Origin of the sequence: Shouchella phoenicis, from assembly GCF_047238345.1 — a bacterium.
Taxonomy (GTDB): domain Bacteria; phylum Bacillota; class Bacilli; order Bacillales; family Bacillaceae_D; genus Shouchella.
Window position 1 is genome coordinate 588,210 of sequence record NZ_JBDFMQ010000001.1, and the last position, 26,803, is coordinate 615,012.

General features: G+C 40.0%; 33 protein-coding genes and 1 pseudogene. 20 read left to right on the forward strand and 14 right to left on the reverse strand.

Features of this window, described 5'->3' with window-relative positions; genetic code table 11:
- Nucleotides 1-133 precede the first annotated feature (133 nt).
- Nucleotides 134-1,219, forward strand: a complete 1,086-nt coding sequence (locus ABC361_RS03325; RefSeq protein WP_413072661.1) for a phosphotransferase — start codon at nucleotides 134-136, stop codon at nucleotides 1,217-1,219.
- An 87-nt stretch (nucleotides 1,220-1,306) separates the two neighbouring features.
- A complete protein-coding gene (locus ABC361_RS03330; RefSeq protein ID WP_413072662.1) occupies nucleotides 1,307-2,038 on the forward strand; it encodes a Fic family protein in 732 nt (243 codons plus the stop codon).
- A gap of 326 nt (nucleotides 2,039-2,364) precedes the next feature.
- Here the strand turns inward: ABC361_RS03330 and ABC361_RS03335 are convergent, their stop codons facing one another.
- The 4 genes and pseudogenes from ABC361_RS03335 to ABC361_RS03350 all read right to left on the reverse strand — a co-directional run.
- Nucleotides 2,365-3,882 (reverse strand): SLC13 family permease, encoded by a 1,518-nt coding sequence (locus tag ABC361_RS03335; RefSeq protein ID WP_413072663.1) that lies wholly within the window; start codon nucleotides 3,880-3,882, stop codon nucleotides 2,365-2,367.
- A gap of 340 nt (nucleotides 3,883-4,222) precedes the next feature.
- Nucleotides 4,223-4,999, reverse strand: coding sequence for a Cof-type HAD-IIB family hydrolase (locus ABC361_RS03340; protein WP_413072664.1), 777 nt, complete (start codon nucleotides 4,997-4,999; stop codon nucleotides 4,223-4,225).
- Entirely contained in the window at nucleotides 4,996-5,973 is a 978-nt protein-coding gene (locus ABC361_RS03345) for a phosphotransferase family protein (protein ID WP_413075709.1), read from the reverse strand. Before ABC361_RS03345 ends, ABC361_RS03340 begins: the two co-directional genes overlap by 4 nt.
- Nucleotides 5,968-6,111: pseudogene (locus ABC361_RS03350) on the reverse strand (NUDIX domain-containing protein); the annotation flags it as partial. The gene ABC361_RS03345 and the pseudogene ABC361_RS03350, both read right to left, overlap by 6 nt.
- Nucleotides 6,112-6,296: 185 nt before the next feature.
- Here ABC361_RS03350 and ABC361_RS03355 point away from each other — a divergent pair.
- From ABC361_RS03355 to ABC361_RS03390, 8 genes are all read left to right on the forward strand, one after another.
- Entirely contained in the window at nucleotides 6,297-6,674 is a 378-nt protein-coding gene (locus ABC361_RS03355; protein WP_413072665.1) for a GntR family transcriptional regulator, read from the forward strand.
- Nucleotides 6,674-7,534: a phenol-soluble modulin export ABC transporter ATP-binding protein PmtA gene (gene pmtA, locus ABC361_RS03360; protein WP_413072666.1), complete on the forward strand. Its 861-nt coding sequence runs from the start codon at nucleotides 6,674-6,676 to the stop codon at nucleotides 7,532-7,534. Before ABC361_RS03355 ends, pmtA begins: the two co-directional genes overlap by 1 nt.
- Nucleotides 7,531-8,130 (forward strand): ABC-2 transporter permease, encoded by a 600-nt coding sequence (locus ABC361_RS03365; protein WP_413072667.1) that lies wholly within the window; start codon nucleotides 7,531-7,533, stop codon nucleotides 8,128-8,130. Before pmtA ends, ABC361_RS03365 begins: the two co-directional genes overlap by 4 nt.
- Nucleotides 8,131-8,145: 15 nt before the next feature.
- On the forward strand, nucleotides 8,146-8,421 hold the full coding sequence (locus ABC361_RS03370; protein ID WP_413072668.1) for a YfzA family protein: 276 nt from the start codon (nucleotides 8,146-8,148) through the stop codon (nucleotides 8,419-8,421).
- 16 nt (nucleotides 8,422-8,437) lie between these two features.
- Nucleotides 8,438-9,295 carry an ABC transporter ATP-binding protein gene (locus tag ABC361_RS03375; protein WP_413072669.1) on the forward strand — a complete coding sequence of 286 codons (858 nt, stop codon included), beginning with the start codon at nucleotides 8,438-8,440 and terminating at the stop codon, nucleotides 9,293-9,295.
- Nucleotides 9,292-9,948 (forward strand): ABC-2 transporter permease, encoded by a 657-nt coding sequence (locus tag ABC361_RS03380; protein ID WP_413072670.1) that lies wholly within the window; start codon nucleotides 9,292-9,294, stop codon nucleotides 9,946-9,948. The genes ABC361_RS03375 and ABC361_RS03380 overlap by 4 nt, the downstream gene beginning before the upstream one ends.
- Before the next feature lie 74 nt (nucleotides 9,949-10,022).
- On the forward strand, nucleotides 10,023-10,202 hold the full coding sequence (locus ABC361_RS03385; protein WP_099302578.1) for a hypothetical protein: 180 nt from the start codon (nucleotides 10,023-10,025) through the stop codon (nucleotides 10,200-10,202).
- A gap of 78 nt (nucleotides 10,203-10,280) precedes the next feature.
- Nucleotides 10,281-10,787, forward strand: a complete 507-nt coding sequence (locus tag ABC361_RS03390; protein ID WP_413072671.1) for a GNAT family N-acetyltransferase — start codon at nucleotides 10,281-10,283, stop codon at nucleotides 10,785-10,787.
- 162 nt (nucleotides 10,788-10,949) lie between these two features.
- On the opposite strand, the gene ABC361_RS03395 is transcribed toward ABC361_RS03390, so the two are convergent.
- From ABC361_RS03395 to ABC361_RS03405, 3 genes are all read right to left on the reverse strand, one after another.
- Entirely contained in the window at nucleotides 10,950-12,284 is a 1,335-nt protein-coding gene (locus tag ABC361_RS03395) for an amidohydrolase family protein (protein WP_413072672.1), read from the reverse strand.
- A gap of 24 nt (nucleotides 12,285-12,308) precedes the next feature.
- The gene (locus ABC361_RS03400) at nucleotides 12,309-12,812 is read right to left on the reverse strand and encodes a GNAT family N-acetyltransferase (RefSeq protein ID WP_413072673.1); all 504 of its coding nucleotides are present in this window, start codon (nucleotides 12,810-12,812) and stop codon (nucleotides 12,309-12,311) included.
- 358 nt (nucleotides 12,813-13,170) lie between these two features.
- Nucleotides 13,171-14,088 carry an AEC family transporter gene (locus ABC361_RS03405; protein WP_413072674.1) on the reverse strand — a complete coding sequence of 306 codons (918 nt, stop codon included), beginning with the start codon at nucleotides 14,086-14,088 and terminating at the stop codon, nucleotides 13,171-13,173.
- A 179-nt stretch (nucleotides 14,089-14,267) separates the two neighbouring features.
- Here ABC361_RS03405 and ABC361_RS03410 point away from each other — a divergent pair, with 179 nt between their 5' ends.
- Nucleotides 14,268-15,470: a threonine synthase gene (locus tag ABC361_RS03410; protein ID WP_413072675.1), complete on the forward strand. Its 1,203-nt coding sequence runs from the start codon at nucleotides 14,268-14,270 to the stop codon at nucleotides 15,468-15,470.
- Here ABC361_RS03410 and ABC361_RS03415 read toward each other — a convergent pair.
- From ABC361_RS03415 to ABC361_RS03430, 4 genes are all read right to left on the reverse strand, one after another.
- On the reverse strand, nucleotides 15,463-15,753 hold the full coding sequence (locus ABC361_RS03415; RefSeq protein ID WP_413072676.1) for a hypothetical protein: 291 nt from the start codon (nucleotides 15,751-15,753) through the stop codon (nucleotides 15,463-15,465). The two genes, ABC361_RS03410 and ABC361_RS03415, sit on opposite strands and share 8 nt — an antisense overlap.
- A gap of 81 nt (nucleotides 15,754-15,834) precedes the next feature.
- Complete coding sequence (locus ABC361_RS03420) at nucleotides 15,835-16,566, reverse strand: ABC transporter permease (RefSeq protein ID WP_413072677.1); 732 nt, start codon at nucleotides 16,564-16,566, stop codon at nucleotides 15,835-15,837.
- The gene (locus tag ABC361_RS03425) at nucleotides 16,563-17,297 is read right to left on the reverse strand and encodes an ABC transporter ATP-binding protein (RefSeq protein ID WP_413072678.1); all 735 of its coding nucleotides are present in this window, start codon (nucleotides 17,295-17,297) and stop codon (nucleotides 16,563-16,565) included. Before ABC361_RS03425 ends, ABC361_RS03420 begins: the two co-directional genes overlap by 4 nt.
- The gene (locus ABC361_RS03430; RefSeq protein WP_413072679.1) at nucleotides 17,294-17,725 is read right to left on the reverse strand and encodes a helix-turn-helix domain-containing protein; all 432 of its coding nucleotides are present in this window, start codon (nucleotides 17,723-17,725) and stop codon (nucleotides 17,294-17,296) included. Before ABC361_RS03430 ends, ABC361_RS03425 begins: the two co-directional genes overlap by 4 nt.
- Nucleotides 17,726-17,886: 161 nt before the next feature.
- Between ABC361_RS03430 and ABC361_RS03435 the strand changes: the two genes are divergently transcribed.
- Nucleotides 17,887-18,879 carry a zinc-dependent alcohol dehydrogenase family protein gene (locus ABC361_RS03435; RefSeq protein ID WP_413072680.1) on the forward strand — a complete coding sequence of 331 codons (993 nt, stop codon included), beginning with the start codon at nucleotides 17,887-17,889 and terminating at the stop codon, nucleotides 18,877-18,879.
- Here ABC361_RS03435 and ABC361_RS03440 read toward each other — a convergent pair.
- Nucleotides 18,869-19,072, reverse strand: coding sequence for a hypothetical protein (locus ABC361_RS03440; protein WP_413072681.1), 204 nt, complete (start codon nucleotides 19,070-19,072; stop codon nucleotides 18,869-18,871). The two genes, ABC361_RS03435 and ABC361_RS03440, sit on opposite strands and share 11 nt — an antisense overlap.
- A gap of 226 nt (nucleotides 19,073-19,298) precedes the next feature.
- Between ABC361_RS03440 and ABC361_RS03445 the strand changes: the two genes are divergently transcribed.
- The 5 genes from ABC361_RS03445 (at nucleotide 19,299) to ABC361_RS03465 (ending at nucleotide 22,169) form a co-directional block, all read left to right on the forward strand.
- Nucleotides 19,299-20,048: an amidohydrolase family protein gene (locus tag ABC361_RS03445; protein WP_413072682.1), complete on the forward strand. Its 750-nt coding sequence runs from the start codon at nucleotides 19,299-19,301 to the stop codon at nucleotides 20,046-20,048.
- Nucleotides 20,049-20,117: 69 nt separating this feature from the next.
- Nucleotides 20,118-20,435: a hypothetical protein gene (locus tag ABC361_RS03450; RefSeq protein ID WP_413072683.1), complete on the forward strand. Its 318-nt coding sequence runs from the start codon at nucleotides 20,118-20,120 to the stop codon at nucleotides 20,433-20,435.
- 78 nt (nucleotides 20,436-20,513) lie between these two features.
- Nucleotides 20,514-21,233 (forward strand): hypothetical protein, encoded by a 720-nt coding sequence (locus tag ABC361_RS03455; RefSeq protein ID WP_413072684.1) that lies wholly within the window; start codon nucleotides 20,514-20,516, stop codon nucleotides 21,231-21,233.
- Nucleotides 21,230-21,988, forward strand: coding sequence for a hypothetical protein (locus ABC361_RS03460; protein ID WP_413072685.1), 759 nt, complete (start codon nucleotides 21,230-21,232; stop codon nucleotides 21,986-21,988). The genes ABC361_RS03455 and ABC361_RS03460 overlap by 4 nt, the downstream gene beginning before the upstream one ends.
- Before the next feature lie 31 nt (nucleotides 21,989-22,019).
- The gene (locus ABC361_RS03465) at nucleotides 22,020-22,169 is read left to right on the forward strand and encodes a hypothetical protein (protein ID WP_413072686.1); all 150 of its coding nucleotides are present in this window, start codon (nucleotides 22,020-22,022) and stop codon (nucleotides 22,167-22,169) included.
- A 37-nt stretch (nucleotides 22,170-22,206) separates the two neighbouring features.
- Here ABC361_RS03465 and ABC361_RS03470 read toward each other — a convergent pair whose 3' ends face one another.
- The gene (locus ABC361_RS03470) at nucleotides 22,207-22,488 is read right to left on the reverse strand and encodes a hypothetical protein (protein WP_413072687.1); all 282 of its coding nucleotides are present in this window, start codon (nucleotides 22,486-22,488) and stop codon (nucleotides 22,207-22,209) included.
- Between the two features lie 245 nt (nucleotides 22,489-22,733).
- Here ABC361_RS03470 and ABC361_RS03475 point away from each other — a divergent pair, with 245 nt between their 5' ends.
- On the forward strand, nucleotides 22,734-23,801 hold the full coding sequence (locus tag ABC361_RS03475; protein ID WP_413072688.1) for a nucleoside hydrolase: 1,068 nt from the start codon (nucleotides 22,734-22,736) through the stop codon (nucleotides 23,799-23,801).
- Here the strand turns inward: ABC361_RS03475 and sda are convergent.
- A complete protein-coding gene (sda, locus tag ABC361_RS03480; RefSeq protein WP_413072689.1) occupies nucleotides 23,798-23,986 on the reverse strand; it encodes a sporulation histidine kinase inhibitor Sda in 189 nt (62 codons plus the stop codon). The genes ABC361_RS03475 and sda overlap by 4 nt on opposite strands.
- A gap of 140 nt (nucleotides 23,987-24,126) precedes the next feature.
- Between sda and ABC361_RS03485 the strand changes: the two genes are divergently transcribed.
- Together ABC361_RS03485 and desA are read left to right on the forward strand one after the other, a co-directional pair.
- A complete protein-coding gene (locus tag ABC361_RS03485; RefSeq protein WP_413072690.1) occupies nucleotides 24,127-25,221 on the forward strand; it encodes a DNA alkylation repair protein in 1,095 nt (364 codons plus the stop codon).
- Between the two features lie 501 nt (nucleotides 25,222-25,722).
- Complete coding sequence (gene desA, locus ABC361_RS03490) at nucleotides 25,723-26,760, forward strand: Delta(5) desaturase DesA (RefSeq protein ID WP_413072691.1); 1,038 nt, start codon at nucleotides 25,723-25,725, stop codon at nucleotides 26,758-26,760.
- Nucleotides 26,761-26,803 lie beyond the last annotated feature (43 nt).

Below are 26,803 nucleotides of genomic sequence, written 5' to 3' on the forward strand. Positions count from 1 at the left end.
AAAGAAAAAGTCGCACAACTATGAGTACGTGAATTAAAATGGTTAACTTATCAAAGTTTGGCAAGAACCTGCCCAATTCACTTTTTGCGAGTATAATATTGCGTATTGTATGGTAGCGGAAGGGGGTTTATAAATGGATGAGCTAAACTTTAAGATAAGGATGGATAAGGACATTTTAGTGAAATGTGTTTCTGAACAGCTTCAGCTACAGTTAACGAGAGACGAACTAAACTGGAAGGTAGAGCTTGTGTCTGAAGACGTCAATTTTACAACCAAAGGTGTATACCGTGTTTTGGGTACCGTCGATAATGAGATAGAGTGGTCACTTATCCTGAAAATTCTTCAACAAGTAGAGGATAAGTTAGATCCACAACACCATAATTACTGGAAGCGAGAGGCATTGGTACTATCTACAACGATATTGGACCGCTATTCGAATCTTTTTAATACTCCTCAATGCTATTATATTGAAGAGAAAGCTGAGGGGACGGTGTGGCTTTGGATGGAGGAAGTGGATGGTCCATTTAACCAGACGCTTACTAAAAAGGATTTTCAGTTTCTGGCACATACATTAGGGTCATTTAATGGTAAGTACATGCTTGAACCTATTACACTACAACCCTGGATTTGTCGTTCTTGGTTAGATTCTTGGATTAAAAGCAGTCAACACTATTCGATTCAAGTTGAAGATTATTTTGATATGATAAGTCCTACTATAAAAGAAATCGTAGAATCGTACCTAAAGCTTAAGAAGGAGATCCCTTATCACTTAGATGTATTAAAAAGTTTGCCGCAAGTCCTTGCACATCAAGATTTGAGTAAAGGGAATATATCTATTTCAAAGGGTGCATTAACGCTAATAGATTGGCAATTTATGAGTGTTTCCGCGTTAGGTGAAGATTTAGGGAAGCTGTTTGGGGTTATGTTAAGTCAAGGGAAAATTCCTTTTGAAGAAGTCGACGCATATAAAAGACTACTGTTAGCAAATTACATAAAAGGCTTGCAAGATAGCAGCGGTTGGATCGGAAAGAAAGAATCTCTAGCGTATTCTTTCTACATCTCGTTTGCGTTAAGAAGTGTTTGGGAAGCACCAAAGTTAGTAGAAAGCATAATACAAGGGAACTCCGATAAAGAGCATAACAGGTTATTCCATATTGTCACGTATCAATTACGAACGTATAAAGAGGCATGTGAAATCATTAATAAAAAACGATTGTAGCAAATTAAAATTTGACTATGAGAGAATAGATGGGGAATACTAAGTTGATAGAAGGATGTTTATAAAAAAGATTGGAGAGGAAGAGTTATGTCGAAATTTAGTCAAATAGACGACCTTAAAGCGATGATTGATCAACTTCGTCCTTTTCCTCAGGATACATTGCGCTCATTAAGAGCAGATTTTCTATTGAATAATACGTATCATTCAAATGCAATTGAAGGGAACACACTCTCTCTTTATGAAACAAAAGTAGTACTAGAAGATGGATTAACAATTGGGGGAAAAACGGTTCGAGAACATTTAGAGATTATTAACCATAAAGAGGCAAGTTTATATATGGAAGAACGTATCGGAACAGAATTAAATGAGCTATTTATCAAAGCTATTCATGCAATAATTCTGAAGGGTGTTGACGATAAATCGGCGGGTTCATATAGAAAAGAAGAAGTTTTAATTTCTGGTGCTACCCATCAAGTGACGCCCAGTTATCTTATAAATGAACAAATGGAAGAATTGGTAGCATGGCACGCTGCCAACGAAGATATGCATCCTGTCGAAAAAGCGAGTCGTTTACATAGCATGTTTGTCAATATCCATCCTTTTCGCGATGGTAACGGACGAACAGCTCGGCTCTTAATGAATTTTGAACTACTCTCTGCTGGCTTTTTACCCGTCCTTTTTAGAGTTGAGGATCGTTCGTCTTATTACAGTGCCCTGGATCTAGCAGGAGCTAAATCAGATTTTAACCCATTTATTGATATGGCCATTAAGCTTGAGCAAGAGCAGTTAGCCCAATATTTTTCTTACTTGAATCAATAAAAAGAGAAGCGTTATCTGCCACACTTTATCGAGTGTGGTTTTTTGCTGTGAGAAAAATTATTAAGAATGATGTAGAAAAAAGAAGGAGTGAGTGGAAAGTATGTTTGTCGCACATAATTTCCATTGGTGTACATTGCACTCCTTGTGAGTGCGTGAATTGAAATTTATATGCAATAACAAAGCCTGCTGTCAGACCTGCATCGCACTCCTTGTAAGTACGGGTTTGAGATTATGAAGGTTAGAGTTGATTTAGATCTTTTCTTCAACTGCAATCCTTCCCCAACACAAAAACCCCTATTCAACGTTCTGAATAGGGGCGCTTGACCTTATAATCCAAATACAATTGGCATCCAGAAGTAAACGGCTCCGGTAATAACAATGATGGAGACGATGTTTAACCATACACCAGCCTTGGCCATATCGCCGACTGAGAGATAGCCTGCGCTAAATACGGCAGTATTTGGAGGTGTTGCAACTGGCAGCATGTAGCATGAACCTGCTGCAAGGGCCGCGGCAGCCATAAGAAGCAGTGGATCAATGCCGAGGGCAATACCAAGGCCGACAGTGAGTGGAAGAATTAAATTGGAAACCGCCGTATTGGAGAGAACCTCGGTAATGCCGAGTACAAACACGACTAAAAGCAATAAGACAAAAATGTACTCCATACCTTGAAGTGTCTGAAGTACATCTCCAATCGATTCATTTAATCCAGATTCCCCAAACGCTGCTGCAATCGACATACCTCCACCGAATAAAATGAGGATTCCCCAAGGAAGCTCTTTCATGTCAGTCCATTCAAGGATACGTTCACCTTTTTTGGAACTAGGAAGAAAGAAGAGTAACAAAGCGCCAAATACGGAAATCGTGGCATCATCTAATTGATCAAAGAAGTTTCCGATACTATCAGGGATAAATCCGATTGCTGAAATAAATGGAGACAATGTCCACAGCAAGACAGTAATGGAGAACACGATGGCGACTTTTTTCTCGTCTGCTGTGAAGGCGCCGAGCTTCTTAATTTCTTCTTTAATAAAAGCCATTGTACTTTCTGAATCTTCATTATTGGAATTAACCTTAAATTGAATCTTCGTTAAATAGAAGTACACGACAATCAGTAATATGAGGGCCACTGGACCTGCAAATAACAACCATTCAGCAAACGTTACAGTACGATCAAGCTGGGAAGAGGCAATGCCCGCCAGCAACGCGTTTGGAACTGCTGCAACGAGTGTTGCGAGTCCACCTATGGTGGCTGCATACGCCACCGCAAGTAATATACCTTTTGAGAAAAACTCGAAATTTTGCCCTTTCAATATCTGTTTATCTTTTATCTCATTAATTAATGCAATGGCAACAGGTAACATCATCAAAGCGGTAGCGGCATTGGATACAAACATAGAAATTGCCGCAGTCGCGATGAGAATGCCAAGAATAATTCGGTTACTTCGCGTTCCAATCATTTTGATTATGTTTAATGCAATTCTTCTATGTAGATTCCACTTTTGAATGGCCAGTGCAATGACAAAGCCACCACCGTACATGAAAATAACAGAACTTCCATACGCTGGTGCAATTGATCCGATCTCAACTCCGTTAAAAGCAGGAAATAGAACAAGCGGTAGCAGAGCGGTAGCCGCCATATGAATAGGTTCTGTTACCCAATATGTAGCGACTAAAAGTGTTACTCCAAGAACAATCTTCGGCTCATGAGATAAAGCGCTTTCAGGAATAAGGAAATAAACTAAGGCAAAAAGTAGGGGCCCTAAGATAAGTCCAACTAAATTTCGGGTTGTGTATTGTTTAGTATGATTTGGCTCTGGATCTATTGCTTTTTTTGCCTCCATAAACATGACTCCTTTTTAATGTATTCAAAAAACTAGTATAATGTTTTGATTACTAGATTGTCAAAAGAGGTTGTCGAAATTTGCCTTTATCTAGATGCTAATTCGTGTGACGACTAGTCGAATATATAGGGTTTTATGGCGTTGAAGAAAATGGATAGGACGTGGGAAAATGGGTAGTCAATCATTAAGTTAATGATAGAGAGATTCAATGGAAGACGTAAATGGGATTCATGGTACAAAGGTTTTGAACATGAAGCCCGTCATGAATGAATTCTTCCACGAGTTGGGCACTAAAATGATGGTCCATTATCGGAAAAAGAAGAATGAAGAAACGTAGCAATTAGTTAATAATATGAAAATGCTTTAACGCTTTCTCAATACCGTCTTGTGCTGCTGGTTTTGTTACGAAATCGGACATTTGCTTTAGTTCGTCTGAACCGTTTTCCATGGCTACGCCTATTGATACAAGAGACAACATATCAATATCGTTTTGACCATCACCAAAGGCAATTGCTTGTGAGTGGTCAATGTTAAAATACCTTAATAGGTTTTCAATCGCTAGTGCTTTGTCGATAGGTTCTTCTAACACGTTTACAATGTAGGGATGCCAGCGTCGAAAGTGAAGCATGGGAAACGCTACTTTATACATGTATTCGTCAACTTCATTTATAAAGAGGCACAATAAATGAATCGGGTCAGCTACATGTTTTGGTCGGATAGCTGGATACGTTGTCATGGATAGTGTGTCTGCCAATGCTTGCTGAACTGCATCGTTTTGAATCCCGTTCATGTGGAAGTCTTGACTGTAAAAAGATAAAGCGTGCTGGTGCTCCCATGCAAATGTCTCAATCGCCCGAACGGTTTTTTCGTTCATACTCGTGTGATAAATGACTTCATCATGGTGGGTGACGAGCCCACCATTTGCGGTAATAAATGTCGTGATGCCTAACTCCTTTAATTCCTCACACATAGATAAAGGCCGGCCTGTTGCAGCAACGACAAGAATGCCCTTCCTTTGTAAGGCTTGTATTGCTCTTTTTGTGGACTCTGGAATAGCTCCAGTCTGAGAGTCTGTAAGTGTTCCATCCACATCAAAAAAGACGACCTTATAACTCATAAAAAACTCCTATCTTTTAATTCTAAGAATCTTTTAATCATAGGCTTAGCCTCATGTAATCGATTCTTTCTTTGTACATAAAGTAAGTGATGAAATAACGGTTGCAAGCCGTAAAAGTGCTCAATTCTATAAAGCATGTCTTCTTTAGATAAATTGGTTGGATAATGATTTAATAGTTGTTTAACAAGGTCTGAACCATAAGCCCAATACAGACCGGCAAAATCAAATGCCGGATCTCCTAATTGTGCATCTGTAAAATCGATAATCCCAGCAAGCTTTTGATCTTCGGGGCTGTAAATCATATTGGATGTCGTTAAATCACCGTGGATCGGGACGTTTTGATAATTTCTATATGTAGTATCGAATTGATTCAAAAAATCTTGAAAAACGTGATCAATGTGAACCGTTAAGTTAGCATCTAAAAATGGGTAAACCTCAGCTTGCAAGGATGAATAAAGCTCGCTCCAAAAAGTCAAGGTGTGAAGGTGCTCAAAACCTTCAAGTTCAGAGGGGTTAATCCCATGTATTGTTGATAAAAAGTGTCCCAACTTCCTAAAATCATGTTGGGAAAGTGTCGTTGTACTCTCAACTGTATGTAATGGAATGCCATCAATAAGTGTGTATGTGAGTGCGATGAGTATAGCATCGTTGTAAACCGGTGATAGTTCCGGAACAGGAAGCATAAATTTCGTTCGTTGGATGGTCCGAACAAATGACCATTCTTTACGCAATAAGGCTTCGCTGTCTGGTTTTTTTGGAAAGCGAAAAACCGTGTCATTATTTACGGTTACGATGGTATGATCCCAACCGGTATCATTTACGGTAAGAAGGTTAATTGTTAATGAAGGATTGATTTGATGTAACGTTTGTTTCCACTGATGTTCATTCATTGTTTGTGCTCCCAATATCTCTTTTTCTTTTAAACGGTGGATGATATAGGCCAACCGTAAGTCTCTAATAGAGGAACGTGTCATACCTGTTTCTTCATAGATTTCACGATAACAAGCGGCTTCAGGGTTGTTTAGTTCGTTCTCATCCATATGCCCACCGATAGGCAAATAAAAATTGGCAAAAAAAGCGTCTTCTTTACTCTTCCGTAAAAAAAGCAATTCCTCTTTCTCATTAACTTACAAAGCCACGGCTAGTTGTCTTAGTTTCATGACACATTCTCCTCTTACTTAATTATTCGACAAAATTAGGAAAAATCCTTGTTAGAGCTTTTTGTGTATCTAAATCATTGACATTGTGTATATAGTATATGTACAATATATGCAAAGATAACAATTGTGAGGTAAATATGAACATTCTCTTATCCAATGCGTCCCAAGAACCGATTTACGCACAGATAAAAAATCAAATAAAACAAAGCATTCTGAGAGGAGAGTTGGCTGAAGGGGATCCCCTCCCCTCTATGCGAAAGCTTGCAAAAGAACTTCAGATTAGTGTCATTACAACAAAGCGAGCGTATGAAGAGTTAGAGCGAGACGGGTTTATCATTTCTTATGTAGGAAAAGGTTCATTTGTGGCAGGACAGAACACGGATTTGATACAGGAGAGGCGTTTGCAGATGGTTGAACAATCACTCGCAGAAATTGTGAAGGAAAGTAAAAATCTAGACATTTCGCTCCAGCAACTACAAGAGATACTAGCGATGCTTTATGAGGAGGAGGAATGATGCGTGATAGTGCGACATTCAATCAAGTGAACAAGGCATTTCAAAATTTCACGTTAAGAGATGTTTCGTTTTCTATAAGAAAAGGCTATATTACAGGTTTTATCGGTCCAAACGGTGCGGGTAAATCAACGATAATTAGGTTGCTGCTCAATTTACTTAAGCCAGACTCAGGTACAATTAACGTCTTTGATCAGGCATATGATGATCACAGTAAGGCGATTAAACAACGAATTGGTTTTGTCTTTTCCGATCACCATCTCTATCAACATTTGACCATTGAAAAAATGAGAAAGATCATCTCTCAATTTTATGTGAATTGGGACGATGACCTGTTTGAAACGTATATAAAGCAGTTTAAGCTCTCTCAAAACGATAAGGTTGGCCATCTATCAAAAGGGATGGGAATGAAATTATCAATTGCCATTGCCCTCTCGCATCATGCGGAGTTAATTGTCCTTGATGAACCAACTGCAGCACTTGACCCAATTAGCCGTAGAGACATTTTGCAGTTGCTTCAAGAGGTAATTCAAGATGAAGAAAAGGCCGTATTCTTCTCCACGCACATCACGACAGATTTGGAGCAAATTGCAGATTATATTCTTTTTCTCTGGGATGGTTCGATTGTTCTTGACGAAGAAAAGGATGCCATTCTTGAGCGACATGTCATTGTTAGAGGGGCAAAAGAACTGCTAGATAAAGATATTCGTGCGTTATTTCTGCAGGTTAAGGAGACATCAGTAGGGTTTGAAGCATTGACTACTCAAGCTGGACTCGTCCGAAGACTGATGGGTGATGAAGTTGTGATGGAACAAGCAACGTTAGAAGACATTATGGTGTATACCGTAGGCGATTTGCAATGATCGCTTTATTGTTAAAAGAATGGCACGTAAATGTCTGGTATACCGTAATCCTATCTGGTATTGGAATCTTAGGAGGGTTGCTTTTAGGTAACGGGTCACTCCCATTAATGGTGGCGGTTTTGGTAACGTGCTTGTACGCATTGCTTTCTGTGGAATCAGACCATCATAATCAGTCAGATTTAATGATCCGAGTATTGCCTGTTTGTGCAAGAGAGGTTGTTGGGGCGAAGTATGTGGCTACCATCTTGATCGGTTTCATTACTACGATAGCCATTACGCTATTTAACCGCTTATTGCCAGGTTTCTCGTCTTTATCGTGGTTTGAATGGGGCTCTGCAGTTGGTTTAATCATGTTGTTTGTATCCATTTTGTATCCACTGATGTATCGGTTTGGTAGAAGGGTTGTCACGGCAACAAGCGTTTTTATCCTATTGGTGCTTCCTGGAGTTAGTGTATTTGGTTATTCTCTTATTGCATTCGTTCATCATCATGTGATTCAAGAGGTTGGATTCCTCATATTTGGTTTAGGGATGCTGCTATTTATACCTTTATCGTTTTGGTTGTCCACTTACTTTTATCAAAAATATGGCGAATAGAAAGGTGTGGATTAGGTGAGCTACATTCGTTTCGTTTGTAAAGCAATTGTTCTACCGCTTAGTGGGTTAGGTTTAATCTTTGCTTGTTTATATCTATTTGAGCGGATGAATTGGATGCCTAACTGGAATGATCGTGTATTTAATACGATCAATCGTTTCATTCCAGAAGGCTGGTTCATCGATCGTTTTGCGTTGTTTCATTCCTATGAGCTTAATGTGATGGCAGCGTTTAGTACGATTGTGGTTGTCATGACAATCATTATCGCTGTTTTTGTTGGAATATTCGGTTAAAAGAAGGAGGAAGAAGATGAGCGCACTACTAGAAGTCCAAGCTCTTCATAAACAATTTAAAGGTACGTCATTCGGAGTGAAAAATGTGTCGTTTCGCATTCAACCTGGTTCCATTGTCGGGTTTATTGGTGAAAATGGAGCAGGGAAATCAACAACAATTGGATCTATTTTAGGAACACTACGAAAAGATCAGGGAACCATTCACGTATTTGGTCAGGAAAGAGAGCAAAATGAGTTAATAGTGAAAGAAGAGATAGGGGTCGTGTTTGATAGTGTGCAGCTCCCTAGTGAATTAAATGTTGTGCAGTTGGAGCGGGTTTTTAGTGGAATCTATCAACAATGGAGCAAGGAAACCTTTTTCGATTACATCGAGAAATTTTCCTTGCCGAGAAACAAGAAGATTCGTAGCTTTTCTCGTGGGATGTCGATGAAAGTCTCGATGGCGGTTGCCTTGTCACATAAGGCAAAGCTCCTATTGCTTGATGAAGCGACCGCAGGACTTGACCCAAGTGGACGAGAGGATCTTCTTCAAGTGTTGCAGGAATTTGTCAGCGATGGGGAACGATCCATTCTCATGTCTTCTCATATTACAAGTGATATTGAGAAAATTGCAGATGAATTAATTTTTATTAAAGGTGGAGAGGTACTGCTCGATATCAATAAAGAGACGTTTCTAACTTCTTATGGAGTCTTGTTATGTAGTGAAAAAGAAATGGCATCCATACCAAAAGAAGCGATTGTCGCGTATCGAAAAAAAGAGGGTGGCATAGAAGTGCTTGTATCAGATAAGGATGTGATTCCATCTACGATAAAAAAGGGATCATCAACAATTGACGATATGACACTCATTTTAATGAAAGGGGTAAAAGCATGAAAGGATTAATGATGAACCAATATTATAGTGTAGAGAAATCCATCTGGGTCTATGCCGCCTTAAGCCTTGTTGTACCAGTTTTGTTACTCGTATTCTTTGAACGAGGAATGCTCGATCGCTTGGCGGCATTTATTCCAATTGCCTTTATGGTTTCGCCAGCTTTGGAGGTGTTGAAGCATGAAGCCAAGTCAGGTTGGAGTAAATATGTAGCGACATTGCCCGTCAGTCGACCGCGGGTAGTTCAGAGTCATTATCTATTCTTTATCTTATTAATGGTAGTAGGTATCGTTTTCGCCGTTGTAACGTATCTCATTGTGACACAACTTTTTGATCAAGCACCGACAGAATACTATATAGTAGGCATTTTAAGTATCATTGGCATTGTTTTTATATCAGGAATTATCTCGTATCCTCTTACGTATTTCTTTGGCACTGAAAAGAGCGATATGATTATGCTTGTGGGATTAGGAGGGGCAATTGGAATTTATTTTCTTAGTTCTATTGTATTTTCACGATTTGTAGATGGAAATAGCATCTATCTTGGTTTGAATGCTGACCAATTATTCGCCCTGCTTTTCCTATTAGTCACATTTGTTCTATTTGTGATCTCCTATATTGTTTCACTAATGATTTATAAGCGTAAAGAATTTTAAGAGAATCGCATCTGTAATAGGTGCGTTTTTTTGTGTAGAATGGGTATAGAAGGGATACGAGGGAGGCGGACTAAATGAAAATTTTAATGTTTTGCGAACATTGCGGAAACCCAAAGATCTTATCGAATTACGTGTTGAAAATGTATATCGCGACTGCGCATTATGTCTACTGTGATGCCTGTCAACATGAGAATGAAGTAACATCCAAGCTAAGACGTTACGCCTTTCAACTTAGAAGAAAGCAAGGCTATTAATCGTTAAAGAGATCGTTTTTCATAACTAGTAGAGCCGATCAGGCTTTTTTTATTGCAGAAAATGGAGGAGGAATCATTTTGAGCAGAGACATCGACTTAATAGAACTTACATATGAGGACTGGAAAGACATTTACGCCTATGCATCTCTTTCAATTGTTAGTCGCTATCAGCCATGGGAAACGATGCGGGAAGAGGAGACAAAGAATTATGTGAACGGCATTTTAAAAAGTCAACAAGAAGAGCCTCGTACTCGTTATGCACTTGCTATTAAACAAGAAGGGAAAACCATTGGCGTGACTGAATTAAATGTTCGCAGCAAGAGTAATGGTGAAATCTCTTATATTTTACATCCAGACTATTGGGGAAAAGGGTTTGCTTCCACAGCAGCAAAAAGGATGTTGCGGTTTGGCTTTGAGGAGCTTCAGCTGCATCGGATTTATGGGAAGTGCGATCCAAATAACGAGGCTTCAGCAAAGCTTATGTTGCGACTAGGTATGCAGCAAGAAGGAAGATTAAGAGAAAATTTATGGGCAAAAGATCATTGGAGAGATTCGCCCCTATTTAGTATTCTAGCCCATGAGTGAGTAGTGGATGAATGTGGATAACGGGTTATAAGTAGACATTGTGGTTGTTTATATGTGTATAAAGGATGTAGATAAGTCGGAAAACTGTGGAAAATGAATCCGTTTTCTAGTGGTTATCCACAAAAAGCCTCCCTATAGCTGGGAGGCTTCGCGTTATGTTGTTTATGTATGGGAGAGGACGTGGGCCTGTGCGTCATAAAGTTGTTCGCGCAGTGCATCAAGGTTGCCAAACAATAGCTTCCCGTTTCGCTTTACCGCTTTTCCAGCAACGAAAACAGAGTCGACATTCCCGGTATGGGCGGTTTGAACAACAGCGCCAATCGGGTCGGTTATGGGACTTAAATTCAAGTCTTTTTTGTTAAGAAGAATGAAATCAGCTTCTTTTCCAACTTCAAGGCTACCCACTTTGTGATCAAGTAAAAGCGCTTTTGCGCCTTCGATTGTGGAAAACTCAAGGATTTGTTGAGCGCTAATGTGCAAGTCAGGTCCAGGCATGGTGCCTTCATCAAGTAATCGTTCATTGACGCGGGCACGTTCGGCTTGTAAAGCGAATTTCATTTGCGCGAACATATCGCCTCCTGTAGAGGTCACAACATCTACTCCTAATGTCGGCTTAACACCATTTTCTAGTGCTAGACCAGTAGCTGGATACCCGTGTCCCATCATCATTTCTACTTCTGGCGTGACGGAGATACTGCCACCTTTTGCAGCAATCCGTTTCATCGCTTCGTCTGTAACACGGTTCATGTGGGTAAAGTTTAAATCTTTTCCAAGCAAATCTGCATCATCTAACCGTTCAATTGAATGAGCTGTTCGTCCCCATGTGCCAAACCCTAAATGCATCGTAGCAAGGATATCCATTTCTCTTGCTGTGTTAATCTCGGTAACGGCCGTATCCCAAGCGCTAAATTCAGGGCCACGTATAGCTAATCCTAATGTCATCAGTTGATCGGTTGAAGTGAAATGCTCTGACTGAATCCGCTTGGCATCTTTTGTATGGGTTAACGTACTATCATTGTTCCAATACTCCCCATCACCTGGTGCCCCGTAAGCGAACACGGCACGGATGCCTGAATCTTGAAGACCGCGAATGCTTTCCTCAGCGTGTTCAATCGAATTAATCATTGTCCAATCTAAAATAGTTGTCACACCAGCATCTAACGCTTCTAGTGCGCCAAATAAATTGCCGATATAATCATCCTGTGGACGACGCTGTGAACCGATTCCGCCATAATAAATGTTTCCTAAATACGTTTGTAACGACCAGTCTGCGCCAATATTACGAATCATTGATTCCCATGTATGTCGGTGTGTATCAATAAAACCTGGCATGACAATCATATCGGACGCATCAATCACTTCCGCATCGTCTATGTTTACATTCGGTTCTATTTTGCTTATTTTTGTACCTTCTATTAAAAGATCAGCTTGGTAATGCGAAGGTTGGTCTTTGGTTATCGGTAGAATGGTTCCACCTTTTATAAGCGTTTTTTTCATAATCGTCTCCTTTTTATTTGAACGTTACTGTCCAGTTATTTTTGGGGCTATCTGTTTTTTCATCTCAATTAACACAACAGGGTGTCCAAAAAAATCCCCTTTGCGCTCTTTAAGCTGTTGAAAGCCTTCTTTGTAATAAAAATGAATGCTGCTGTTTCCTTTATAAACAATTAAGCGACAATAATCAGGATGATTAAATCGCTCTAATCCTCGGTATAATAGAGATTTTCCGATTCCTTTTCCTTGGCAATCTGGGTCGACATAAAGGGATTCAAGGTAAGCGTTGTGCTCTGCGCCTTTTTCACGAGATAAAAAGGCGTAGCCGACAATCACGCCGTCCTCCTCCGCAACTAAATTAATTGATAAGCGGAAGCGACGATTCATTTCTTGAGTTGAATACGCATCACGGATGACTTTCTTTTGGATATCATCTGGTATTTGGGGTGTATACGTTGCTTTCCACGTCTTTGTGGCGAGTGCGCGAATCTTATTGATATCGCTTTTGTTCATATCTCGTATGTGTATCACTGGCTTCCTCCTTCAGTGAGCAAGTTTCCATCGATATGATAAGCTTAACAAATATTGAAATGAAAGAGTAGAATACAGAATTACATAGATTCATAGAAAACTTTATTGTTTTTAGATAAGGGTCTGAAATTGGCGAACGCTTTTCTCGGGCACGGCCTCAGCCATTGCGCAAAACCCGCTTCATGTCTTCGGACACGTGCTGTTCCCGTAGAAGTCGTCGCCAATTTCATTATTTTATAATGTAAAAGGTTGCAACTGGCTAAAGATTAGTTTTCTAACGTAAATTGTTGGTAACGCCAGCTGAAAAGAGAGATATTAATAGGAGGATCAATCTTGCTCTAATATCCTAACTAATTTTCTAAAACAATACCATTGAGAGGGAGATAACACCTGTAACGGTAAAACAGCTAAACAGGGTCGTGTAAAGGACGGCTTGTGCATGGAGCTCTGGTTCAACATTATACTGGAGAGCAAGAGTCGCTGTGTTCCGAGATGTTGGAAATGAGCTGGCGATAAAAAGGGATTGAGCAACAATTCCATCTAAGTCAAGTAAGAAGATAATAAGTAACGCGATTGTCGGTCCAACGAGAAGGCGTCCAATAATCGATAACGTTACGACGCGATGAAACACACCAAATTTTATTGTTGCCAATTGAGCACCGAGTAAGATAAGAGCAAGAGCAATAAATCCATTCGCGAGATATTCCAATGGCGTTTCAATAAAGCTAGGTAATGGAATGCTGAAGCTTTGAAAAAGAATTCCAAGAATTAAGGCATGAATAATTGGCATCGTTAAAAATGAGCGTATTATGGCTTTCAGGGATTTTGTAGCAGATAAAAGATTATACAAACCGTATGAATAAGTAAGGATATTTTGGAAGACAAGTACAAAGATTTGAATCGTTACCCCAAGAGGATTCGCGCTGAAAATCATCTGACTGACAGGTAAGCCGTAGTTTCCTGAATTCATTAAAGAAATGCTGTTTTTAAACACAACTGCTTCCCCACGATTTAAACGGAACATCCGTGAAACGAGTTGCCCAACAATCATCATGACAACGGTGAATAAAAGTAAGTAAAGAAGGATTTGTGATAGCACCATTAGATCAATATCAACCCGATATACGTTTAAAAAAATTGAAGCAGGCATGAAACAGACGGTTAGTAAAGTCGAGAATGGCGTTAATTTAAATGAATATTTTCTCTGTAAGAACACTCCTAGAGCCATTAAAGCAAGGATAGGGAATATCACTTCCAAAAAAATCGAAATAAACATACGGATCAGCTCCAATCATGGCTAGTCATTACATGTATTGTATCGTGTTCATGCTGATTTGAATAATCCATCTTTATAATCCTAAATGATAAGAAAAACGAATCGGTGCATGAAAGACAGATTATTCTTGACTCTTTCATGGAGGATTTTTTAAACTAAATCAAACAGGGAGGAATGATATGTTTAGCTATATGACGCACTTGCAATGTCCGAAATGTAAACAAAGCTATGAAAAAGGAGATATTCATCATCTGTGCGAATGTGGTTCTCCATTACTTGTACATTATGATTTAGAAAAAGTAAAACATGAATGGACAAAAGATTCGTTAGCAGAAGAACCGCTCTCTCTATGGCGCTACCACCCTTTATTGCCAGTTGAAAAAGCTAAAGACGTTGTGACATTTGGAGAAGGAATGACGCCGTTAATACCGATGCACCAATATGGAGCGACAATCGGGTTGTCTCAACTATTTATGAAAGATGAAGGCTTATTGCCAACTGGATCGTTTAAAGCTAGAGGGGCTGCGGTTGGGGTGTCAATGGCAAAAGCGTTAGGCGTCAAAGAATTAGCGATGCCGACAAATGGGAACGCGGGAGCTGCATGGGCGCAGTATGGGGCACGAGCTGGATTGCGTTCACATGTTGTGATGCCAGAAGATGCACCGGAGATTACGCGAAAAGAAGTTGCGATAAGTGGTGGGCACTTAACGTTAATTGATGGCTTGATAAGTGATGCTGGCAAAGTTGTGGCGGAAGCTATACGTACATACGGGTACTATGACGCGTCCACGTTAAAAGAACCGTATCGAATTGAAGGCAAGAAAACAATGGGATTAGAGATTTGCGAGCAACTCAAATGGACATTACCGGATGTCATACTTTATCCAACAGGTGGGGGAGTAGGATTAATCGGTATATACAAAGCGATTCAAGAACTGCGTACGATTGGTTGGGTGAAAGGTGAAATGCCGAGACTTGTTGCTGTGCAAGCAGAGGGGTGTGCGCCAATTGTGGATGCTTTTCATGAGGGACGTACCGAATCAACGTTTTTCGAGAATGCTCATACCGCCGCATTTGGCATTAATGTTCCGAAAGCGATCGGGGATTTTCTCGTTCTTGAGGCGATTTATGAAACCAACGGGTGTGCAATCTCTCTTTCAGATGAAGATATTTTACATGAACAACAAATCGTAGCACAGTTAGAGGGCGCTTTTTTATGTCCTGAAGGAGCTGCAACATTCGCGGCGGCAAAGCAACTTGTACAAACAGGTTGGATAAAAGAAGATGACGTGGTCATTTGTTTGAATACTGGCATGGGTGTAAAATATCCAGAATCTGTTCAAGTAGAGTCGCCAGTTATCTCAAAAAATGGCTCTATATAAGCGATAAGAAAAAACGAATGGTTGAATGGAGAATAACGATAGCATAAATGAAGAGTAGAGCGGTTGCGGCAAGAGGTACCCACTTGTTTTCCGTCGACCCTCTACATGTCCCAATTATCCAACCTGTTGCAAAGAAACAAACAGGAATAAAAGCAAGATAAAGATGGAACAGAATCGGATAAGCTTCGCCACTTCTACTTTGCGCTAAAAGGTTAAATAGAAGGATGGCAGAGCTTAATAAGACACTTAGAATCATGATGGTATAAGACCGCCACGTAAACATGAAATTCCCGCCCCTTCCTGTACGATTTGTAAAGTATATGCACCAATAAGAAAATAGGAACAGGAAATGACGGGGACATGCTTATGCAATTTTCATTTTTTTATGAAACACATAGATTGCAAGTACGATGGCTACGACGGCATAAAGGATAACCCACCATAAGTGAGGAAACACATCGCTTCCATGACCTGCTAATGCAGCACGGCTTGCTTCTACCGCGTGAACGAACGGAAGGGCATGTGCAATGCTTTCAAACCAACCCCCAACTAAACTTACATCAAACCATGCCCCGCTAAACCAAGCACTTACGTTTGTGAGTAGTGCGCCACAAACACCGCCGATTTGCTTATCTGTAAATATGCTGCCAGTCAGTAAGCCAATTCCAATGAAGAAGACCGCAATGGGAATAAGAACGAGAATTGAAAACAGGACTTCTACCGAAATGGATAATCCAAGAAAGAAAGCTGCGACATAGCAAAGACTCATTTGAATAAGGGCTAACGGAAACAGTGGCAGCGTATAGCCTGTTATAAACTGCTGAGAGGTCAACGGTGTTGTGAAAAGACGCATTAAAAAGGAGCTTTGCCGGTCACTCGCAATAAGCATGCCAGAGAAAAGAGAGATAAAAGATAGCCCAAACATCGCAATACCCGGGGTTAGCATGTCAATTTGAAACATCTCATTCGGGATATTTGATTGAATAAGAGAGAGCATTAAAATGAGAACAAGAGGGAAGGCCAGTCCAAATAGAAGCGTGATTTTGTCCCGAGTCATTTCTTTATAATTCCTTGAAGCAAATGCAAGCATCCTCATGAGCGTTTCTCCTTTTTCGTAACAATAGAAACCAACGCATCTTCAAGGGAAGTCGTCTCCATTTGTTCCTTTAACTCTGCTGGAGTCCCGGTCTTAATCAGCTGCCCATTTGCCATAATACCAATACGATCTGCTAAAGAGTCGGCTTCTTCCATATGGTGAGTCGTCAAAATGATTGTCATTTTTTCTTTTAAGCCTCGAATGACTTCCCATAGTTCCCTCCTTGCAATCACATCAATTCCAAGTGTCGGTTCATCAAGGAATAACACCTTTGGATCAGAAATTAAGGCCATTGCGATACTGAGGCGACGTTGCATCCCGCCAGATAATTGAGTTGCCTTTTTCTGTTCTACATCTGTCAAATCAAGTTGTGATAGGACATCTGTGCTTTTTCTTTTAGCCTCTTTTTTGGAGATTCCATAAATCCGAGCCATTAAAAACACGTTTTCGTGTACGGTTAAGTTAGGGGCGATTGCGGTTTCTTGCGGCGACACACCAATGAGCTGCTTAATAGGGCGCGCTTCTTTTTTAATGGAATAGTCATAGACTGTTGCTTCCCCGCTCGATGGTTTTAGTAAGGTAGTTAGCATTTTAATGACGGTTGTTTTTCCTGCACCATTTAACCCTAGAAGTGCATAGAGCTCACCTTTTTTTATCGTTAGATTCAAGCCATCGACGGCAATCTCATTTTGAAACTGTTTCCTTAACTTGGCTGTCTGAATGACATTCATTCGTCTTCATAAACCTCCTCTTGGGCGGCGAAAATCCCATCAGCAAACTGTAAGAAGTGCTCATTTTTAACTAGTGCGATTCCTTGTTCTTCGTCACCAAGGATCATTAATTTATCACCGGTTTTTAAGTTGAAAATATCTCGCGCCTGCTGGGGAAGTACGATTTGCCCTCGTTCGCCGACAGTGGCGACCCCGAAAATATGCTTGCCTTTCGGACCAATGCCGTACTGTTTCTCTTCTTTAGAAACAAGGTCGTCAATTCGAACATCAAAGAGGTCGGCGAGTGCCATCGTATAATTTAGGTCTGGAACAGTTTCTCCAGCCTCCCATTTTGCGATTGCTTGTCTAGAAACTTGAAGCTTTTCAGCCACATATTCTTGAGTGAACTTATTGTTTTTTCTTAGGGTTCTTAAATTTTCGTGTATCATAAATCATCCTCCTAAAGGTTATTATATAGCGCTTTTTTAATTTTTCTACCAATGAGACATAACGAATAATGGAAGCCTTTGTTAACATCTTTGCCTTTAAACGTGATGGTATACAGGTGCAAAAAAAAACCGTGCTATACTGTCTGCAAGGAGGAGATAACATGATGGGTAGGTGCGTTGTATACCGAAAATTTGGTGATCCTCAATCTGTGTTAACAGTTGAAAGAAGAAACCTTACGCCAGTTACAGAAGAAGAAGTCCTTATCCGGATGAAACTAATGCCTATTAATCCGTCTGATTTAATACCAATACGTGGTGCGTACGCTCATCGGACTACATTACCAGCTGTTCCAGGTTATGAAGGGGTTGGCGTCATTGAAGAGGTAGGAGCAAATGGATCAAAAGCATATATAGGGAAGCGTGTATTGCCGTTAAGAGCCGAGGGAACGTGGCAAGATTACGTTAAAATGAAAAAGGAACGATTAGTCTTTGTACCCGACCAGATTGATGATGATGCCGCCGCCCAAATGTATATTAATCCACTTACGGCTTGGGTCGTGTGTAAAGAAAAGTTGTGCTTAGAACCGGAGAACGTTGTGATCATTAATGCGGCAGGATCAGCGCTAGGGAGAATATTTGCCCAATTGTCTATACAAATAGGGTTTACGTTAATTGCTGTTGTAAGAAGAGAAGAATCAAAAAAAGCATTGCAGGAATTAGGAGCTACATTCGTCATAGATGAAAACGAAGAATCGTTCGTTGACCAGGTTATGGCAATAACAGCAGGTAAGGGTGCTGATGTGGCGATTGATTCGATTGGTGGAGAAAAAGGAGACCGACTTGCGGGATGTGTACGAGCGCATGGAAAGTTTTTAGCAATTGGGCTATTGTCTGGAAAGCAAGTCGATTGGGCCGCTCACTCTAGACGATTACAGACAGGTATGTTTCATCTCCGTCATTGGAATCAGCAAGTAACACTTAATCACTGGCATCGTGTGTATAACGAGCTGCTTTCGGTTGTAGCGAGTCATCGTCTGATCTTACCAAATCTTGGTCATCGCTATTCGTTATCCAACGTCACCCAAGCGGTCAAGCAAGCTGAGCCATTTACGAGCCGTTATGGAAAAGTCGTCTTATGTACGTCTAAGACCTAGCACGAAAAAAATTAATGAAGAATAAATAAAGGATGAGGATCGGAACAGAAACGACAAGACTGATAAACAGCAAACTTTGTAAATGTGGATAACCAATAAAGAGATACGTTGCTACTGACAAAATGATAAATAAAGTAAGCACAAGCAAGATTCTTTTTGTTATCCCTCTTAAAAAAGCATGGAACGCAGACATCGTAACCCTCCATTTCATTAAGTGTTCTATCTATTGTACGCACTCTTAAAGAAAGGATCAACCGTGTTTGCACATCCGTCTAAGTCGATTGACACCTTTTATCAGAATGATGATTCATTTGGCTATCGAAGTGGAAGACAAAAAAGAAAATGAGGGATATTGATGAAGAATTTAGTGAAGCAAGCAATTTATGGGCTAGAGAGGCACATGTCTGGAGGTCAATTTAATGTTTGATGCGCATTTACATATCATTGATAACCGTTTTCCGATTTACGAAAACAATGGGTATACACCCGATTCCTATACAGTTCAAGACTATACACGTGCAATTAAATCGTTAGGAATAAAAGGTGGTGCAATTGTATCTGGTTCCTTTCAACAATATGATCAGACGTATTTAATCGATGCGTTAGGTCAGTTGGGAGAGGGCTTTGTCGGTGTAACGCAGCTGCCAGCATCTACGGCAGATGAGGAGATCTTGTCCCTTCATAAAAAAGGTATACGGGCGATTCGATTTAATGTGAATCGCGGAGGTTCAGAAGATATATCTCATTTGAAGGCTTTTTCAAATCGTGTTTACAACCTTGTCGGTTGGCATACTGAATTATACATTCATTCACGCCAGCTAAAACAATACTTGCCTATTATCGAGGCATTGCCTGCTGTGTCTATTGATCATTTAGGTCTTGGGAAAGAGGGCTTGCCAGAGCTATATCACTTGGCAGAAAAAGGCGTTCGTGTGAAGGCAACGGGCTTTGGTCGGCTTGATTTTGATCCTAAACCCGTTATCAGACGTCTCTATGAGATTCACTCAGACATTCTTCTTTTTGGTACGGATCTTCCTTCAACTCGAGCTCCGCGACCATTTGAACAAGAGGATATTACAATCATCAAGGAAAGCCTCATTCACTCTGAAGCGATTGAACGAGTATTAGAAAAAAATGCACAAGCTTGGTATATCGAACGATTTCACTAAAGATTTGCATTTCATTTGTTCATAGAATGCCTTGTCCGACGATAGACTAGTCGTAGAGGGGGGATATGAATGATGAATCTTGCTCGTGGTGGTCGTTATGCAGTCGGTATCATCCTACTATTAACAGTGGGGCTAGTCTTGACAAACGTTGTTTTAGAACCATTGTATATCTGGTTTAATGTATCGTTGGAGCGTAATGAATGGATTCAATGGTGGAGTGTGTCGTACATACTGTTTGTGATTTACTGTTTATTTGAGGCGAGCTTTTTAAGTAGGTGGAAAGATTATTCTGTGAGGCGTTTGACTTCTATTTGGTTTTGGCTCTTGTTTTTTATCAGTTTTGTTCTTCTTCTCGTCCCGATTGCACTTGGCTATAGCCCTTATTAACCTGACTGGCTAACAGAAGGTATTTATTTCCTTAAATACCCAATTAGGTGTTAGGATAGTAGAGTAGGAGGTGACGAGTTGAATGTTCATATCCCAACAAGTGGACTGATTGAAACCGTGAGTAGTTTGTTTGCTTTTGCTCTTTTTATTGGCTTTTTCATATTCTTATATCGTAGAAACACGGACAACGTGTCTTGGTGGAAAGCGCTTGTTGTTACTTTTTTCGGCATGTTGACTGTTGATTTCCCTTTGTTTATTTTTAATCAGGAAATGGCTTTTCCGCTCATACCACTAGGTGTAGGTATTATATGTTTACTAGCGCCACGAGGAAATCAAGGATGGCTGCGCTATCGTCCTTTTGCATGGACAGGTTTTTTCTCGGGCTTTTTGTTTGTAGGGTTCTCGTTGATTGGTGCTGTTGTTCAATATCTTGTGTATCCAGTAGACGAAATTTCCACCTACATAACGAACCCAACTGATATAGAGCTAACGGTCACACACTTTCAAGGAGATGAGGTTGAACTTAATTTAAGTGAGGCGCATCTAGAAAGATATGAAATAAAATCGATAGGTGAGGCTGAATTTTTTGAGCAAATAATGTCTGGTGGTAGACAGCAAGGTGAGCATCAAGAAGATTTTCCGTATGTGCTTCAAGGCGCACAATCTAAATGGGGAAGTGGATATCATCCGCTTATTTTCGTTGAAAAAGATGGACAAGGTATTCTCGTTGATTTAGGAGAAGAGCAATTGTATTTTAGCGGTTCAGAACCTCTTTTTAACGGGGGTGAAGCACCATGACGCGACGAAAGAAATGGTCTATTGGAATAATTGCAGGCATTGTTGCATTGAGCGCAACGCTTTATTTTATGTTCAACCAGCCACCAGATCTTGATTCATTTCCTGCTGACGAGGAACTCAGGAAAGCGTTGGCTCAAGAATTAATTGGGGTGTCTGGAGAGAAAATCGTGATACAAGGGAACGAAGTCATTACGGATACGAATCGAATGATTCCTTTTCATTATGAAAATCAGTATGGGTTTGCGATTTGGGAGTGGTCAAATAGTGAGTGGGAACAGGTTGTTGTTACACTCAACGATGGCCCAGGTATTTGGTTGACAGAAGAAAATGACCCCTACTCCTACCAATTAATTTGGAACGAAAACCCTGATAAAGGATTGACCGAGTTAGAAATTTTCACACTGGAAGATCGAGGGTATTACACGAATAGCATGGATGTGTATTTTTATTATCCACAAATTCAAATGCCGCATACGATTTCATTAGATCTTGACCAACAAAGCTATGGGGTAGAGCCGTTTCCTAATGAATGGGCGGCGTTTCATGAACAAGTGCGCGACTTAGACTATAAAACTGAAAATCAAGCAATTTTACATTCAGGTCGAACTTATGGAGCAGAGCTGATCTATGCTTGGCGCTTCTATGACGAAGATGGGGAAGTCGAATGGGAAATGGGTGATCATTATTACACACAATCAGGTACACCACAATTAGAACAAATGCAATATTACGAAGAAGGACTCGTGAGAGAGTAGGTAGGATAGAATACGGGAGAGATTTGAATAAATGAATATCGTATATTTAGTAATCTTTATAGTTGTTTTTTTCTTGCTATTGTTTATGGTCGTGGAAAAAGCCGTCCAAAGAGGCATTGACGCATCAAACTTAAAAGAAAAAATTGATAAACTTGTTGAAGAGAAAGACGAAAATAACTAGATAGAGAGAGAAGAGCGTACTCGATGACGCTCTTTTTTTATTGGGATCTTTCCCGCAAAAAAACGATGAGCTGATAGAAGATAAAACATACACTAATAAGAAGAAAGAATGCGGTTAAGAAATTGAGTTCAATGGTTTGGTAAGGCGTGAAGTAGGCGTTAAACCAACTGTTTGGAAAAAAGAATATCGTCGCCTCGCTTGCATATTGTTTAAGGCTCATAGAAGATTGTTCAATTATAAAGAAGATCACTTGACTCACTGCAAGTGAAAGCAGGATAAAGAGCGTTTGAAAAACGGCTTTTCGTTGCTTCATGTTCATCTTCTTCTACTCCTCTCTGTTATGAAAAGTGTACGAGAACACCCATTTTTTGTAAAGATACTCGAGCGAAATGGATGGTCTTTCTATTTTATTCATCAAAGAATAAAACCAACACTGTTCTCTGTAGAAAAGAGAAGAGACATGAGTAAAAATCAAAAAAGAGGCCGATCTTGTTTTCACCATTACCTAGACATGTGCATAGGGTTAATGACTGCACAAAAAGAGTGGATAGGTGGGACTTGAATTTGAAAAACATACTTCTATTTGTGGATTTGGGGATTGATGACGCTTTTACGCTCATCTATTTATTGAAAAAAAGGAAGGTCAATCTTATTGGCGTGGTAGCTGGGTATGGAAACATAAGTAGAAACAAATCGTATCGGAATGTGAAGTACATTTTAGAATTAGCTGGCAGGGAGGACATCCCAGTTATTAGTGGTTCTACGAAGCCTTTAGATGGTAGTGAACCGGAATTCTATCCGGACATTCATGGAGAAGAAGGGTTAGGGCCTTTTCGACCACCAGTTAGTAGTGATACCTTTCAAGGTGTAAGTAATTTTAGTCTATTGTTTGATCTGATTAAGGAGTATGAGAACGATGTAACAATCGTTGCGACTGGACGTTTCACTGCATTGGCAATGGCCTGGGAGTTAAATCCTGCGATTATGAGCAACGTTTCTAAAACGGTCATAATGGGTGGTGCGTTTCTCGTACCAGGAAACGTAACGGAGAATGCTGAGGCCAACTTTCACGGCGATCCCATTGCAGCAAATGTGTTAGCTGAACGGGTTCCGAACTTAACGATTCTTCCACTTAATGCGACACTCGATAGTTACATTACACCAGAACAAATAAATCAACTTGATGAAGCTCAAAAAGATGAAGTCGGGAAACTTTTAAAACCGCTGTTTGAGTATTATTATGCGTTTTATCAAACGACAAACCCACAACTACCTGGAACGCCCATTCACGATTTGGTTGCGGCGATGGTTGCGCTAGATGTGCCTGTCGTTACAACTTTTGAGGAACGAATTGTTCGAGTGTCTTATCACGATCCGATAACGTATGGTTTAAGTACAGCTGATTTTCGAGCTGTACCTACTCAATGTGATGAGGATGAATCGTGTAGTCGAATCGGGTTAGTCCTTGATCGAGATGTCTACGTTAAGGAGCTGCTTTCCGTTTATGCATTACCGATAGAGAAAAATGAGCAACACAGTGAAAAGGATCCGGAAGAACACGAGCCAAAGAGAGGCGACACTCCTCATCGTAATCAAGAGCAGATGTTCAGAAGAAAACGCTCTTGGATTTAAAAATCATTCGGTTGGGTTTTTGGAATCATTACAAATGATGTTGAATGAATATTGGACGTACGACTTTCCATTCTTGCTAGAAGTTCATTTCGTAAAAGTGTAACGAAATCTTCAGGTAATGATTGGGATAGAGCTTGTTCATAAGCTTCTAATAGGCAAAGATTTGGTAAACGTTGTAACGACATATAGGCACTCCTTATCGACTATAATTCCTATAATCTTTTAAATTCTAGAACCATCATGCAAAACCCTACACAAAATGTCTTTTTTTCTATAAAATTTGTAGAAAAGGAAGAAGGTCACGGGTATGTGGAGGGAAGAAAAGATGGCTGAACCGTTAAAAGACATGTATAACCAAGAAGTGATTCAAACTCTTGCGGAAAAAATTAAGTCTGTTGATCATCAATTCAACGATACCTTGTTCATTGAAACCGTTTTTGAAGGAGAATGGGAAGAGCTTGCATTAAAACAACGGATGCGAAAAATAACGCTTGCGCTTGGTCAAACGTTGCCTAACGATTATCTGAGCGCACTTCATATCTTACTGACGCTAGGAAATGATGCGCAAAAAGGTTTATTTGTTCTGTTTTCTGATTTTATTGAAGTGTATGGACAAGACCACTGGGAAGAATCAGTTGCCGCGCTTGGCTATTTTACAAAAGGTTCCACTAGTGAGTTTGCGGTACGCCCTTTTTTAAAGAAAGATCCTGAGCGGATGATGAAACAAATGCATAAATGGGCACGAGATGAGGACGAGCATGTACGTCGGTTAGCAAGTGAGGGTTGTCGCCCTAGATTGCCTTGGGGGGAAGCGTTAACGGAGTTTAAGAAAAACCCAGAGCCCGTAATTGATTTACTCGAAAATTTAAAGAAAGACCCCTCAAAATATGTGCGAAAAAGTGTGGCAAATAATTTAAACGATCTTTCAAAAGATCATCCATATAAGGTCTTACAGATCGCTAATGAATGGCAAGGTCAACATGACGATACAGATTGGATTATTCGACATGGTTGTAGAGGCTTGTTAAAGCTTGAATTGCCTGAAGCGTATGCGTTGTTTGGGTATGTAAATAGTAAAGAAACTCCTCAAGCCATTACTGATGCCAACATAAAGAGTTCTGCTACTTCCATTCGCATTGGAGATTCCGTCGATTTACACTGGAATGCCAAAGTAGAGGAATCTTCTGGTAAGCGAATCCGGTTCGAATATGCAATCGATTTTGTAAAAGCAAATGGGAAATCATCACGTAAGAAATTTTTACTAATTGATCGGAAAATTTTTCAAAAAGAAACATTGCAACGAATACGGACACATCGCTTTGCGGATTTATCAACCCGTAAGCATTATGCTGGTTTACACACTGTCACGTTGCTTGCCAACGGTGTAGAACTGGCTAGTGCAACAATTGAATTATCATAGGTCTTAATGATTTTCCCACAAAATTCTTTAATAATAGGCGAATACTCCTGTTTTTCTTATTTTCATGAAATTGATTTTCATTTTCAAGCCGTTTGTACTATAGTGAGAGAATAAGGCAAAAGGAGGGTATTCGCATTCATTCTTCAGAAGTGTTGCAGCGGCTTGTTGAGGAGTTTGAGGGCAGTCTCCACCGAGCACTTTCAGACGAAGAGCGTGCTTTTTTAGAGACTGTTGTGTTGAAAATTGACGATAAGGAGACATTGATTCCTTAAATTTTTTGCTATTATATGAAAGAATCCCTTATATAAATAAAAAATAATTAGACCGTTTTAACTATAGAATTGAAGAAGCGTTCCTCTTTTAATGAAAAAGGAGGGCGCTTTTTTTTACTGTAAAACAGAGTATGACACTTGTCATGTTCTCGCAGTGACAAGTGTGTCTTACACTTGATTTAACAGTCCGCTACACTAAGGATAACGTCACATTTGGGGTGGGGACAATATGAGTCAAGAAAAGCAACGCGCACTGAAAAAGAGTGTCGCACCATATGCAAAGTCAAATACAAAAATTGGGGTTATCCAACTAATAAATACGATACTACCGTTCTTTCTAGCATGGTTTTTAGCGTATCAAAGCATCACGATTTCAATCTGGTTAAGTTTACTTTTTTCTGTTATTGCGGCTGGATTAGTCGTACGAATTTTTATTATTTTTCACGACTGTACCCACGGTAGCTTCTTCCAGAATCCAAAATGGAACCGTATAGTTGGGAATGTAACCGGTGTGCTCACGCATTTCCCGTTTGAAAAGTGGAAGCACAGTCACTCGATTCACCACGCAACGAGTGGGAATTTAGATAAACGAGGTACTGGCGATATTTGGGTCATGACCGTTGAGGAATATCGAGCAGCAACAAAAATGGATCGTCTCAAATACCGATTGTACCGGAATCCGTTTATTTTGTTTGGTTTAGGTCCACTTTACTTGTTTCTAATTGAAAATCGGATCAACAAAAAAGGTGCGAAACGCAAAGAAAAAGTGAATACCATTCTTACAAATGCGAGTATTGCGCTAATTTACGCAGGTATGATCATGCTCGTTGGATGGGAAGCCTTTTTGATTGTTCAAATTCCTATCATGTATCTATCTGGAGCGGCAGGGATTTGGTTATTCTATGTACAGCACCAATTCGAAGATTCCTATTTTGAAAACGACAATGAATGGGATTTTGTGAAAGCTGCGGTTGACGGCAGCTCTTATTATAAACTTCCAAAAGTGATACAATGGATAACAGGGAATATTGGTTATCACCACGTGCATCATTTAAGCCCAAAAGTACCGAATTACAACTTAGAAAAAACCCATGAGAATGTTAAGCCTTTACAGACCGCCACAACGATTACGTTGAAAAAGAGTCTTGAATCAATTCGTTTTCGATTATATGATGAAAAAAATCAAACGTTCATTAGTTTTAAAGAGATGAAAATTGCGGATCGTCTTCAAGGACCTTCTCGCGTGTCTCAGACGAAAACAGGATGAACTAGAAACAAAAGCGCTACGGACGGACGCTTCAATCAGTAAT